The organism is Nakamurella sp. PAMC28650 (assembly GCF_014303395.1).
Classification (GTDB): Bacteria; Actinomycetota; Actinomycetes; order Mycobacteriales; family Nakamurellaceae; genus Nakamurella.
On record NZ_CP060298.1, the window covers coordinates 3,408,594 to 3,421,706 of the forward strand.

The 13,113-nt window shown below is 68.5% G+C and carries 14 protein-coding genes; all 14 read left to right on the top strand.

Features of this window, described 5'->3' with window-relative positions; all coding sequences use genetic code 11:
* The first annotated feature begins 4 nt into the window (after positions 1–4).
* The 14 genes from ftsY to H7F38_RS15535 all read left to right on the top strand — a co-directional run bounded on the left by ftsY (position 5) and on the right by H7F38_RS15535 (position 13,053).
* On the top strand, positions 5–1,378 hold the full coding sequence (ftsY, locus tag H7F38_RS15470) for a signal recognition particle-docking protein FtsY (RefSeq protein WP_187090691.1): 1,374 nt from the start codon (positions 5–7) through the stop codon (positions 1,376–1,378).
* A gap of 166 nt (positions 1,379–1,544) precedes the next feature.
* Complete coding sequence (locus tag H7F38_RS15475) at positions 1,545–2,924, top strand: ammonium transporter (RefSeq protein ID WP_187090692.1); 1,380 nt, start codon at positions 1,545–1,547, stop codon at positions 2,922–2,924.
* Positions 2,921–3,259 (top strand): P-II family nitrogen regulator, encoded by a 339-nt coding sequence (locus H7F38_RS15480; RefSeq protein WP_187090693.1) that lies wholly within the window; start codon positions 2,921–2,923, stop codon positions 3,257–3,259. The genes H7F38_RS15475 and H7F38_RS15480 overlap by 4 nt, the downstream gene beginning before the upstream one ends.
* A 3-nt stretch (positions 3,260–3,262) precedes the next feature.
* On the top strand, positions 3,263–5,626 hold the full coding sequence (locus H7F38_RS15485) for a [protein-PII] uridylyltransferase (protein ID WP_187090694.1): 2,364 nt from the start codon (positions 3,263–3,265) through the stop codon (positions 5,624–5,626).
* Between the two features lie 9 nt (positions 5,627–5,635).
* Positions 5,636–7,171, top strand: coding sequence for a signal recognition particle protein (gene ffh, locus H7F38_RS15490; RefSeq protein WP_187090695.1), 1,536 nt, complete (start codon positions 5,636–5,638; stop codon positions 7,169–7,171).
* Positions 7,172–8,245, top strand: a complete 1,074-nt coding sequence (locus H7F38_RS15495; RefSeq protein ID WP_187090696.1) for an amidohydrolase family protein — start codon at positions 7,172–7,174, stop codon at positions 8,243–8,245.
* Between the two features lie 165 nt (positions 8,246–8,410).
* On the top strand, positions 8,411–8,836 hold the full coding sequence (rpsP, locus tag H7F38_RS15500) for a 30S ribosomal protein S16 (RefSeq protein ID WP_187090697.1): 426 nt from the start codon (positions 8,411–8,413) through the stop codon (positions 8,834–8,836).
* The gene (locus tag H7F38_RS15505; RefSeq protein ID WP_187090698.1) at positions 8,833–9,072 is read left to right on the top strand and encodes an RNA-binding protein; all 240 of its coding nucleotides are present in this window, start codon (positions 8,833–8,835) and stop codon (positions 9,070–9,072) included. Before rpsP ends, H7F38_RS15505 begins: the two co-directional genes overlap by 4 nt.
* Entirely contained in the window at positions 9,069–9,581 is a 513-nt protein-coding gene (gene rimM / locus H7F38_RS15510; RefSeq protein WP_187090699.1) for a ribosome maturation factor RimM, read from the top strand. Before H7F38_RS15505 ends, rimM begins: the two co-directional genes overlap by 4 nt.
* Positions 9,578–10,375 carry a tRNA (guanosine(37)-N1)-methyltransferase TrmD gene (gene trmD / locus H7F38_RS15515; protein WP_187090700.1) on the top strand — a complete coding sequence of 266 codons (798 nt, stop codon included), beginning with the start codon at positions 9,578–9,580 and terminating at the stop codon, positions 10,373–10,375. The genes rimM and trmD overlap by 4 nt, the downstream gene beginning before the upstream one ends.
* 123 nt (positions 10,376–10,498) lie before the next feature.
* A complete protein-coding gene (rplS, locus tag H7F38_RS15520; protein ID WP_187090701.1) occupies positions 10,499–10,846 on the top strand; it encodes a 50S ribosomal protein L19 in 348 nt (115 codons plus the stop codon).
* 89 nt (positions 10,847–10,935) lie between these two features.
* On the top strand, positions 10,936–12,024 hold the full coding sequence (gene lepB / locus H7F38_RS15525; protein ID WP_187090702.1) for a signal peptidase I: 1,089 nt from the start codon (positions 10,936–10,938) through the stop codon (positions 12,022–12,024).
* Entirely contained in the window at positions 12,021–12,695 is a 675-nt protein-coding gene (locus tag H7F38_RS15530) for a ribonuclease HII (RefSeq protein WP_187090703.1), read from the top strand. The genes lepB and H7F38_RS15530 overlap by 4 nt, the downstream gene beginning before the upstream one ends.
* Positions 12,696–12,732: 37 nt before the next feature.
* Positions 12,733–13,053, top strand: coding sequence for a DUF2469 domain-containing protein (locus tag H7F38_RS15535; protein WP_187090704.1), 321 nt, complete (start codon positions 12,733–12,735; stop codon positions 13,051–13,053).
* Positions 13,054–13,113: the final 60 nt, after the last annotated feature.

Sequence of the window (13,113 nt, forward strand, 5' to 3'; positions counted from 1 at the left end):
GACAATGACTTCCGTGTCGACATGGATCTGGATAGTCATCGCGGTGGTCGTCGTGCTCGCTCTCGGGCTCGGAACGGGGCTGGTGCTCGGGCGCCGCCGCAAGGTGTCGCTGATCGCTCCGCCGCCGGACCCGGCCACCGCCGAGGTCAAGCCCCCGCCGGCCAGGGGCGGTTACCTGGCCAAGGGGTCCATCTCGCTCAGCAGCACCACGGCCGAACGCACCGGGCCCGAACGCACAGAGCCCAGCGAGCGCACCGAGCGCACCGAGACCGACGGGCAGCCGGGGGTCGGCGACGACGCGGCCATACCGCGCGACTCGATCCGCCGCGACGTGGTCGACGTGGAGCTGCCGGACGTACCGGACGTACCGGACGTCCCTGTCATCCCCGTGATGCCCACGAACCCCGTGATCGACGCGATCCCCGTGACCGAGGAGATCGCGCCGACCGAGGGCCGGCTGGGCCGGTTGCGTGGACGGCTGTCCCGGTCGCAGAACGCCTTCGGACGCTCGCTGCTCGGGCTGCTCGGGGCCGGCGCGCTGGACGAGGACTCCTGGAACGACGTCGAGGACACCCTGCTGATGGCCGACCTCGGCGCGGCCGCGGCCGCCGAGATCACCCAGAAGCTCCGGACCGAGGTGGCTACGCACGGCGTCACCGACTCGGTCTCGGCCAGGGCGCTGCTGCGCAAGGTGCTGATCGAGGCCGTCGAGACCGACGCGCAGGGGCAGGTACCGGACCGGACCGTCCGGGCGCTCCCGCACGACGGCCGACCGTCGGTGCTGCTGGTCGTCGGGGTCAACGGCACCGGGAAGACCACCACCACCGGGAAGCTGGCCAGGGTGCTGGTGGCCGACGGTCGCACCGTGGTGCTGGGGGCGGCCGACACGTTCCGCGCCGCCGCCGCCGATCAGCTGCAGACCTGGGGCGAGCGGGCCGGCGCGACCGTCGTCCGGTCGGTCGCCGGCGCCGACCCGGCCTCGGTCGCATTCGACGCGGTGAAGCGGGGGATCGAGGACGGGGCCGACGCCGTGCTGATCGACACGGCCGGTCGTCTGCACACCAAGACCGGGCTGATGGACGAACTGGGCAAGGTCAAGCGGGTGGTGGAGAAGCTGGCGAAGGTCGACGAGATCCTGCTCGTCCTCGACGCCACCACCGGGCAGAACGGTCTGGTCCAGGCCAGGGTCTTCTCCGAGGTCGTCGACGTCACCGGGATCGTCCTGACCAAGCTGGACGGGACCGCCAAGGGCGGCATCGTGGTGGCCGTGCAGCGCGCGCTGGGCGTGCCGGTGAAGCTGGTCGGGCTCGGCGAGGGGCCGGACGACCTCGCCCCCTTCGAGCCGGCCGCTTTCGTGGACGCTCTGCTGGGCGACTGACCGCACGCATCTTCAGGTAGCAACACAGTGGTAACAGGCCGGAAACGCAATTTGGCCTAGTTCACCAGGGCGAAACATGAACGGGCGCGGCAGGAAACACTCTCAGGTGAAGCTGTGCACGTTCGAGGATCGACCGATCCGACTCCGTCCCCTGCCTGGAGGCCCGATGGTCCTGCACGCCGCAGCGACTCTGCTTGCTGACACGTACACAAAGCCTACGTTCGACACCGGAGACACTGCCTGGATTCTTGCCAGTAGCGCGCTCGTGCTGTTGATGACTCCAGGTCTCGCGTTCTTCTACGGTGGTCTGACCAGGGCCAAGAGCACCCTGAACATGATGATGATGTCGTTCTCGTGCATCGGAATCGTCAGCGTTCTCTGGGTGCTCTTCGGTTTCAAGCTGGCCTTCGCAAGCACCTCGACAAGCGGGTTCTACGGGGACTTCTCGTTCTCCGGACTCAGTAAGACGGCCTTCACGAACGTGGTCTTCGGTACGACGGGCTTCGGCATCCCGGTGATCGTGTTCGCCGCGTTCCAGCTGATGTTCGCGATCATCACCCCGGCCCTGATCTCGGGCTCGATCGCCGACCGCACGAAGTTCCTGACCTGGTCGATCTTCGCCACCCTGTGGACCATTCTCGTCTACTTCCCGGTGGCGCACTGGGTGTTCGACTTCGGTGCGCTCGGCGGGCACAAGGGCTGGCTTGCAGCCAAGGGCGTCGAGGACTTCGCCGGTGGCACGGCGGTGCACATCAACGCCGGTGCGGCGGCTCTCGCGCTATGTATCGTTCTCGGCAAGCGGGTCGGCTTCAAGAAGGTTCCCATGCGTCCGCACAACGTGACGCTGGTCATGCTCGGTTCCGGACTGCTGTGGTTCGGCTGGTTCGGCTTCAACGCGGGTTCGGCGGGCGCAGCCAACGGTGTGGCAGGCCTGGCGTTCATGAACACCCAGGTGGCTACTGCTGCGGGTCTTCTTGGCTGGCTGGTCGTGGAGAAATTCCGGGACGGGCATGCCACGAGCGTCGGCGCTGCCTCCGGCGCGGTCGCGGGTCTGGTTGCCATCACCCCGGCCTGTGCATTCATCACACCCTGGGCATCAGTCGTGCTCGGCATCCTGGTCGGAGCTCTCTGTGCCTTCGCAGTCGGTCTGAAGTACGTCCTCGGCTATGACGATTCGCTCGACGTCGTCGGCGTCCACCTGGTCGGCGGCATCTTCGGAACCCTGTTCGTCGGCTTCTTCTCCAGCTCCGCCGCCAACCCGGGCGTTGCGGCCGACGGTCTCTTCTACGGGGGCGGACTGCACCAACTGGGTCTTCAGGCCACCGGTGCAGCGGCAGTACTCGTGTACTCGTTCGTCGTTGCTTTCATTCTCGGCTTCATCCTCGAGAAGACCATCGGATTCCGAGTTTCCGAAGAGGTCGAGATCGAGGGTGTCGACATCAACGAGCATGCGGAGTCCGCGTACGAGTTCGACACGCAGTCCTCGAGCGGCAGCATCCCGTCCGGTCACTTGACCGACTCCACCAGCAAGGAGGTCAACGCATGAAGCTGATCACCGCCGTGATCAAGCCGTTCAAGCTCGACGAGGTGCGCGCAGCACTGCTGGCGTTCGGGGTGCAGGGCATGACGGTGTCGGAGTCCTCCGGCTACGGCCGTCAGCGCGGCCACACCGAGGTCTACCGCGGCGCCGAGTACACGGTGGAACTGCTGCCCAAGGTCAAGGTCGAGATCCTGGTCGACGACGAGGATGCAGAGGACGTCGTGGACGTGGTCGTCCGGGCGGCACGCACCGGCAAGATCGGGGACGGCAAGGTCTGGGCCACCACCGTCGAGAACGTGGTGCGGGTTCGCACCGGCGAGCGCGGTCAGGAAGCCCTGTAGAAGATGGCGGTCTTCCCGTTGGATTCGAGTTCATCGGATTCCAGAGCGGGTGGCTTCCCTGAACTCAGAGCCCAGTTGCTGGGCCGGACCGGTATCGCCGGTCCGGCCCGGCGCCGGGCTCTCGCTCGCCTGACCGACGGATGGCTGTCCGGCCTCGCAGCGGAGGCCGGCGTCAACGTGGGTGGTGTGGCGCTGGTAGCGGTCGGTGGATTCGGCCGGGGGGAATTGTCGCCGTTCTCCGATCTCGATCTCGTGCTCCTGCATTCCACCGAGACCCCGGCCTCCTACGCGGAGATGCTGGCCGAGCGGCTCTGGTACCCGATCTGGGATTCGGGGATCAGGCTCGATCACTCCGTACGTTCGGTCGGTGGGGCCCGGCAGATCGCCAAGATCGACCTCCCGGCCGTGCTGGGAATGCTCGATCTACGACACATCGCCGGCGATCCCGAACTGGCTGCCACGCTGCACCGCCGGGTACTGGCCGACTGGCGCACCGATGCGAAGGATCGCCTGCCGGCACTGCTGGCCTCCTGCCGGGAACGGGCCGACCGCAGCGGCGAACTGGCCTTCGCCACCACCCCGGACCTGAAGGAGTCGCGCGGTGGGCTCCGCGACCTGGTGGTGATGCGCGCAGTGGCAGCCTCCTGGCTCGCGGACTGCCCGCACCAGGGGCTGGAGGAGGCACGCTCTGCGCTGCTGGACGTCCGGGACGCCGTCCAGACCGTCACCGGCCGGGCGACCGACCGTCTGCAGCAGCAGGACCAGGACGCCGTGGCCGCGCTGATGGGGCTCGACGACCGGGACATGTTGGTGCGTCACGTCTCCGCCATCGGTCGGACCGTCGTGCACGCCAGTGACCTGACGTGGCACCGGGTCGGCCGGGTCCTCGCCGGATCCGGTCGCGGCGCGCTCACCGAGGCCGGCGACCGGCTGATCAGACGACCAGATCGCACCCCGTTGGCCGACGGCATCGTCGAGCAGGACGGGGAGGCGGTGCTGGCGCGGGGGGTGAACCCGGCGACCGCCCCGGCACTGGCCCTGCGGGCGGCCGCGGCGGCGGCGCAGGCCGGACTGCCGGTCTCCCCGGCGACGGTGGTGCGGCTGGCCAGGACCCGGCCTGTGATGCCCGAACCGTGGCCGCGGGTCGCGCTGGACGCGTTCCTGTCGCTGCTGGGTTCGGGCGAGCCGATGATCACCGCCTGGGAGGGCCTGGACCAGGCCGGTCTGATCTCCGAGATGATCCCAGGGTGGGAGCGCCTGCGGTCGCTGCCGCAGCGCGATCCGATCCACCTGTTCACCGTCGACCGCCACCTGATGCAGACCGCGGTGAACGCATCCGCGTTGGTGCGCAGGGTGTCCCGGCCGGACCTGCTGCTGCTGGCCGCGATCTTCCACGACATCGGCAAGGGTCTGCCCGGTGACCACTCGACGGTCGGGGCCGAGATGATCCCGGCCTGGCTCGGCCGGCTCGGGGTGGTCGAACCGGACATCGAGATCATCCGGACGCTGATCCGGCACCATCTGCTCCTCTCCGAGACTGCGGCGCAGCGTGACCCCGACGATCCGGCGACGGTGGCCGCGGTGGTGGACGCGCTCGGCACCGACTCGCCGTCGGCGGTCCTGGACCTGCTGCACGCGCTGACCGAGTCCGACGCCACCGCGGCCGGCCCTGCGGCCTGGTCGACGTGGAAGGCGAACCAGGTCAGGTATCTCGTCGAGCGGGTGCGGATGGTGCTGGCGGGCGAACCGCTCCCGGAGGTGCCGGACCTCAGTGCGACCGAGGTGGACCTGATCGCGGCCGGCGGCCCCGGGGTGGTCATCCGCACCGGGGAGACCGGACTCGAGGTGACGGTGGCCGCTCCTGACCGGCCGGGGCTGCTGGCCGCGGCGGCCGGTGTGCTGAGCGTCCACCGGCTGACCGTGCGGGCGGCCTCGGTCCGGACGGTGGACGGCGTCGGGTTGCAGACCTGGTCCGTCACCCCCGAATTCGGCGATCCGCCGGAGGCCTCGACGCTGAGGTCCGATCTGGTCAAGTCCCTGGACGGGTCGCTGGACATCGCCGCCCGGCTGGCGAAGCGGGCCCGCAATCGCAAGGTGGTCGGTGCGGCCCTACCGACCGTACGGATCGTCGACGGCGCGTCGGAGCGCGCGACGGTGCTCGAGGTGAGGGCACACGACGTTCCGGGCCTGCTGGCCTCGGTGGCCACCACGCTGTCCACCCTCGGGGTGGACGTGACCTCGGCCAGGGTGCACACCCGCGGCGCCGAGGTGGTAGACATCTTCTACCTGGTCACGCTGGACGGATCGATGCTCACCACCACCGGCGGCGCCGAGATCGTCGCCGCCGTCGTCGCAGCGCTGGGATAGCCTTGGATCGTGTTCGACACCCTCTCCGATCGTCTTGCCACCGTCCTCTCCAGTCTGCGGGGCAAGGGCCGGCTCTCCGCGGCCGATATCGACGCCACCGCACGCGAGATCCGGATCGCGCTGCTCGAGGCGGACGTGGCGCTGCCCGTCGTCCGCACGTTCATCGCCGCGATCAAGGAGAAGTCCAACGAGGCGATGATCTCGGCGGCGCTGAACCCGGCGCAGCAGGTCATCAAGATCGTCAACGACGAACTCGTCGACATCCTCGGCGGCGAGACGCGCCGGTTGGTGTTCGCGAAGAACCCGCCGACCGTCATCATGCTGGCCGGTCTGCAGGGCGCCGGCAAGACCACGCTGGCCGGCAAGCTGTCCCTGTGGTTGCGCAACCAGGGCCACGCACCGCTTCTCGTGGCCTGCGACCTGCAGCGTCCGAACGCCGTGACGCAACTGCAGGTGGTCGGCGAACAGGCCGGGGTGGCGGTCTTCGCGCCCGAGCCGGGCAACGGCGTCGGCAACCCGGTGGCCGTCGCCAGGGCCGGTATCGAATTCGCCAGGTCCAAGCAGCACGACATCGTCATCGTCGACACCGCCGGCCGTCTCGGCGTGGACGCCGAACTGATGCAGCAGGCCGCCGACATCCGCGATGCGGTCGACCCGAACGAGATCCTGTTCGTGCTCGACGCAATGGTCGGCCAGGACGCGGTCACGACGGCCCAGGCCTTCGCCGACGGAGTCGGATTCACCGGGGTCGTGCTCACCAAGCTCGACGGCGACGCCCGCGGTGGCGCCGCGCTGTCGGTCCGGCAGATCACCGGCGTGCCGATCATGTTCGCCTCCACCGGCGAGAAGCTGGGCGATTTCGACACCTTCCACCCCGACCGGATGGCCTCGCGCATCCTCGGGATGGGCGACATGCTGACCCTGATCGAGCAGGCCGAGCAGCATTTCGAGGCCGACCAGGCCGAGGAGATGGCCGCCAAGCTGGCCGGCAACGACTTCACCCTGGACGACTTCCTGCAGCAGATGACGATGCTCAAGAAGATGGGACCGATCGGCGGACTGCTCGGCATGCTCCCCGGCGCCGGTCAGATGAAGGAGGCCCTGGCGGGCGTCGACGACCGCGACATCGATCGCACCGCCGCCATCATCCAGTCGATGACGCCGGCCGAGCGCAAGGACCCCAAGATCATCAACGCCTCCCGGCGGGTACGGATCTCCAAGGGCTCCGGCTCGACCGTGTCCCAGGTCAACGCGTTGGTCGAGCGGTTCTTCGAGGCCCGCAAGATGATGTCGGCGATGGCCGGACGGTTCGGCTTCCCTGGGGCCCGCGGCAACAACCGCAAGGCGGTCAAGGGTCGAAAGGGTAAGAAGGGCAAGGTGTCCGGCCGTGGCCCGACGCCCCCGAAGATGAAGGGCATGCCCGGCGGCTTCGGAATGCCCGGTATGCCGATGCCCGGCGGTGCGCCGCAGTTGCCGGCGGGCTTCGGTCTCGACCAGCTGCCGCCCGGGTTCGACCCGTCGCAGCTGAAGTTCCCGAAGAAGTAGATGGCCAGACCGCAGCCACTGCACATCACCGGTCGTGACGCGGCGACCGGTGAGTCCGTCGAGTACTGGACCGCCGGTGGTGTGTTCGTCGAAGGACCGATGACCGGAGCCGTCGAACTGACCGGATGGACCCTGCCGGGGTTCGTCGATGCGCACTGCCACATCGGGTACTCCGAGGACGGCGCAGTCACCCTCGGGGAGGCCGAAGCGCAGGCCCGGACCAACCTGGCCACCGGCGTGCTCGCGATCCGCGACTGCGGGTCGCCGATCGACACCCGGCCCCTGACCGATCGCGACGACCTGCCGATCCTGGTCAGGGCCGGCCGGCACATCGCCCAACCCAAGCGCTACATCCGCGGGCTCGGTGTCGACCTGGCGGACCCCGCCGACCTGCCCGCCGAGGTGGCCGCCCAGGTGGCCTACGGGGGTGGGTGGGTCAAGCTGGTCGGGGACTGGATCGATCGCGGTATCGGTGATCTGGCCCCGTTGTGGCCGGACGACCTGCTGGTCGAGGCGATCTCGGTGGCGCACGAGGCGGGGTGCCGCGTCACCGCGCACGTCTTCGGGGAGGACGCGCTGCCCGGTCTGCTGGCCGCCGGCATCGACTGCATCGAGCACGGCACCGGCCTGACGGCGGAGACCATCGACGAAATGGTCCGCCGCCGGGTGCACCTGATCCCGACGATGATCAACATCGTCAACTTCCCGATGTTCGCCGATGCAGCCACCCGTTTCCCCGCCTACGCCAAGCACATGCGTGACCTGCACGAACGCAGTGACGCCACCTTCGCGGCGGCCGTCGAAGCGGGAATTGCAGTGCACGCCGGGACCGATGCCGGCGGCTACATCGAGCACGGCCGGATCGTCGACGAGATCGTGGCGATGGGCCGGCTCGGCCTCGCGCCGCGGCGGGTGCTCGACGCCACCTGCCACGACGCCAGGAACTGGCTGGGGCTGGGTGCGCAGGACCAGGGGGACTCGGCCGACCTGGTCCTCTACCCAGCGGACCCGGCGGTCGACCTCGAGGTGCTGCGCCATCCGACCGCGGTGATCAGAGCCGGGCGGATCGTGTAGCCACCGGGGTATGGCAGAATAGGCGCGTTACGGCCGTCGCCCGGCCCCTCTCTCCGGGTAATGGCCGCCATTGGTGCGTTTTGGACCGCTAACCCCACGCGGATCGGATCGCCCGCCCTCTTGGCGGAACGCATACCGCCATCATGTTCAAGGAGCACTTCCCTCGTGGCTGTCAAGATCAAGCTCGCTCGCTTCGGCAAGATTCGCGAGCCGTTCTACCGTGTCGTCGTCGCCGATGCCCGCACCCGCCGCAGCGGACGCGCCATCGAGGCCATCGGCAAGTACCACCCGAAGCTCGAGCCGTCGCTCATCGAGATCGATTCCGAGCGCGCGCAGTACTGGCTGGGTGTCGGCGCACAGCCGACCGAATCCGTGTTGTCGCTGCTCAAGGTCACCGGTGACTGGCAGAAGTTCAAGGGCCTCCCGGGCGCAGAGGGCACGCTGAAGCCGCAGCCCGAGAAGGTCGACAAGCGTGCCCGGTACGAAGCGGCCCTGGCCGCCATCGGCTCCGACGACGGGCCCTCGGCCACCACCGCCAAGAAGAAGGCCGCCGCCCCGGCTGCAGATGATGTCGTGGCAGACGAGAAGTGAGTGTGCTGACCGACGCCCTCGAGCATCTGGTCAAGGGCATCGTCGATCATGACGAGGACGTCCACGTCGACCTGACCACCGGTCGTCGTGGGCGCACGCTGCAGATCCGGGTGCACCCTGACGATCTGGGCAAGGTCATCGGCCGCGGCGGTCGTACCGCGACTGCACTGCGGACGGTCATGTCGGCGGTCGGCGGGCGCGGAATCCGCGTCGACGTGGTCGACACGGATCGTTGACGCAGCTCCAGGTCGGTCGGATCGGCCGGGCCCACGGCATCCGCGGCGAGGTCACGGTGAACCCTTTCACCGACGACCCGGACGCCCGTTTCGCCGTGGGCTCGGAGCTGCAGACCGACTCGGCGGCCCGGCCCGTGATGGTGGTCTCCGGTGCCCGGCGCTCCGGTCCGGTACAGGTGATCGGGTTCGAGGGCATCGTCGATCGCAACACGGCCGAGACCCTCCGTGGGATCGGGCTCTTCGTGGACGCCGAGGCCCTGCCGGAACCGGAGGACGACGACGAGTTCTACGATCACCAGCTGATCGGTTTGGTCGTGCACCACCACAGCTCCGGTGACGTCCTCGGCGAGATCGTCGACGTGATGCACCCGCCGGCCGCACCCGTCCTGGTGGTGAACCGTCCCGACGGGACCGAGGAACTCGTCCCGTTCGTCAGCGCGATCGTGCCCGAGGTCGACATCGCCGCCGGCAGGGTCACCGTCGACCCGCCCGACGGCATGTTCGGGTGAATCTCGACGTCATCACGATCTTCCCGGAATACCTAGCGCCACTGCGGGAGTCGTTGTTGGGACGGGCCATCTCCGATGGTCTGATCGGGTTGGCCGTGCACGACCTGCGGGACTTCGCCACCGACCGGCACCGCACCGTCGACGACACCCCGTACGGGGGCGGCGCCGGCATGGTGATGAAGGCCGACGTCTGGGGGCGGGCGATCGAGGCCGTCACCGCAGTGCCCTCGACGGGCAGCACCCTGATCGTGCCGACGCCGGCCGGCCGGTTGTTCGGCCAGGGGGTGGCCGCCGAACTGGCCACCCGCACGCAGCTCGTCTTCGCCTGCGGACGGTACGAGGGCATCGATCAGCGGGTGGCCGAGCACGCATCGGAATCCATGCAGGTGATGGAGCTCTCGATCGGGGACTACGTGCTGGCCGGGGGCGAGTCGGCCGTGCTGGTGATGGTGGAGGCCATCGCCCGGTTGATCCCCGGCGTCCTCGGCAATCCGCTCTCCGCCGTCACCGATTCGTTCGGCGAGGCCTCGCCCGGTCTGCTGGAGTACCCGAGCTACACCAGACCTCCGGAATACCACGGCCTCCCGGTCCCGCCGGTGCTGCTGTCCGGTCACCACGGTGCGATCGATCGGTGGCGACGGGACGAGTCCCTGAGACGCACGGCGCGCCGCCGACCCGATCTGATCGCCGCACTGGACCCGGCGGACCTGGACCGGGCCGACCGGGCCGTGCTCGACCGCGAACTGGGCCAGGAGCCTGCCATTTGGCCAGGTCGCGCTGATCTGGCAGACTAGCGAGGTTGTGAGTCGGCCGGGCATATCCCGTCGACTGCCGGTCGGCCCGCCGTGGGTCTGCCGTGACCGCCCACGAGACACGTCGTTTTCCCCGAGTCGCGGACTCAGAGAAGGAACTACATCATGAACACCCTGGACGCTCTGGATGCCGCCTCGTTGCGGACCGATCTTCCGGATTTCCGGCCGGGCGACACCGTCAAGGTGCACGTCAAGGTCATCGAGGGCGCGCGCTCCCGTATCCAGATCTTCGCCGGCCACGTCATCCGTCGTCAGGGCGGTGGCATCCGCGAGACCTTCACCGTCCGCAAGGTCAGCTTCGGCGTCGGCGTCGAGCGCACCTTCCCGGTGCATTCCCCGAACCTGGACCGGATCGAGTTGGTCACCAAGGGCGATGTGCGTCGGGCCAAGCTCTACTACCTTCGGGAACTGCGCGGCAAGGCCGCCAAGATCAAGGAAAAGCGCGACCGCTGATCTTCCGATTCGGCCGCCGTCATCCAGACCGGATGACGGCGGCCTTTTCTGTACCCACCCTTTATCCGGAGAGCCGTAGTCTGACCATGATGAACGAGGACGAGGCCGACAAACCTGCTGTCGGGGGACCATGGCAGGACTGGGTGGTCAGTTCCGACCACGAGGCCTCTGCACCGCCGGCCGACACCTCGTCCGGGCCGCCGGGCGAGGATCACCAGGAGGCCGTCGGCAGATGGCGGCAGCAGTCCAAGAAGCGGAACCGGAAGACGAAACGTCCCTTCTGGGTCGAGCTGCCGATCCTGATCGTCGTCGCCTTCGCGTTGACCTTCCTGATCCAGACCTTCGTGGCCAAGGTCTACTACGTGCCCTCCGGTTCGATGGAGAAGACGCTCCACGGCGTGCCTTCCGGTGGCGACCGCATCCTGGCCAGCAAGATCGTCTACGACTTCCGCGACCCGAAGCAGGGCGACATCGTCGTGTTCAAGGGCCCGGACAGCTGGGCGCCGGAGGCCGACATCGCCGGGCCGACCACCTGGATCGGCAAGGCCATGGCGTCATTGGGATCGGTGGTCGGCGTCGCCCCGCCGAACGAGAAGGACTTCGTCAAGCGGGTCATCGCGGTGGGCGGGCAGACGGTGGCCTGTTGCGACGCGAAGGGAAATGTGACGGTCGACGGCAAGTCGCTCGTCGAGCCCTACATCTACGAGCCGATCCCGTTCGACCCCGGGGTGTCCGACTGCACCGTGCCGGGCATCGATACGGACCACTTCAGCTCGACGCGCTGCTTCGTGCCCTTCAAGGTCCCGATGGGACAGCTGTGGGTGATGGGGGATCACCGGAGCCAGTCGGCCGACTCCTCGTACGAATGCCAGGGGCTCAGACAGTCGTTGGCAGACAAGTACATCCAGCAGTACGGGGGCGGGATCGGTTGTGCCCGGCCCATTCCGGCCGACGACGTGATCGGCAAGGCGATCTTCATCGTCATGCCGCCGTCCCGGTGGGGCACGCTCGGCAACCCGGACATCGATCCGCAGGCGTTGGCGATCGGTCCCGGTCCCACCGCGGCCGTACCGGTCACCGGTGGTCTGCTGCTGACCCTCGGGCTCCGTGGGTCACTGGCGATGGTGCCGAGCAGACGCCGTCGACGGAGGGAACGAAAGGCCGCGCGCCGGCGATGACCACAGGCTCCGGTTCCCGGCCGCACCTGCGGCTGGAGAAGGAATTGCTGCGCGGTGGACTGCAGCGGCTGGCGGCGATGGACGAGGTCGGCCGCGGCGCGCTGGCCGGTCCGGTCAGCGTCGGCGTGGTGGTGGTGACGGCGCGGATCGGCCGGGTGCCGCTCGGCCTGAAGGATTCCAAGCTCATGACGCCGGCGGCGAGGCAGACCCTGCTGCCGGTGGTTCGCCGGTGGGCGGGGGAGTTCGCCGTCGGGCACGCCGGCCCGGCCGAGATCGACGCGGTCGGCATCATCGGTGCACTGCGGCTGGCCGGTCGACGTGCGCTCGCCCAACTACCGGCACCGGTCGATGCGGTGTTACTGGACGGCAACCACGACTACCTGTCCGAACCCGAACCGGTCCTGTTCTCCGACACCCCGCCGGTGTTCACCAGGATCAAGGCCGATCTCACCTGCGCCGGGGTGGCCGGAGCGAGCGTGTTGGCCAAGACCGAGCGGGACGGGATGCTGCGGCGGCTGGCGCTCGAGTACCCCGACTACCTGTTCGAGGTGAACAAGGGCTACGGCACCGCAGAGCACGTGGCGGCACTGCGGCGGCACGGACCGAGCGAGGTGCACCGACGGAGCTGGCGACTGCCGACCGGCGAGGTCGACCTCGCCGATGAGGGATGATGACAGGCGTGATCCGCAGAGCCAGAGGAGCCAGCAGGTGAGTGCAGAGGATCTGGAGCAGTACGAGACCGAGATGGAGCTCCAGCTCTACCGCGAGTACCGCGACATCGTCGGGCAGTTCGCCTACGTGGTGGAGACCGAGCGCCGGTTCTACCTGTGCAACGCGGTCGACGTCCAGGTGCGCAATTCCGAGGGGGACATGTACTTCGAGGTGAGGATGTCCGATGCCTGGGTCTGGGACATGTACCGGCCGGCCAGGTTCGTCAAGAACGTCAGGGTCGTGACGTTCAAGGACGTCAACGTGGAAGAGCTGGACAAGCCCGATCTGCGCCTGCCGGAAGGCGAGACCTTCACCTGAGTTGTCCCCATACCCGAAGCTGTCCACAATTTTCCGGCGGCGCTTCCCCCCGCGACGCCG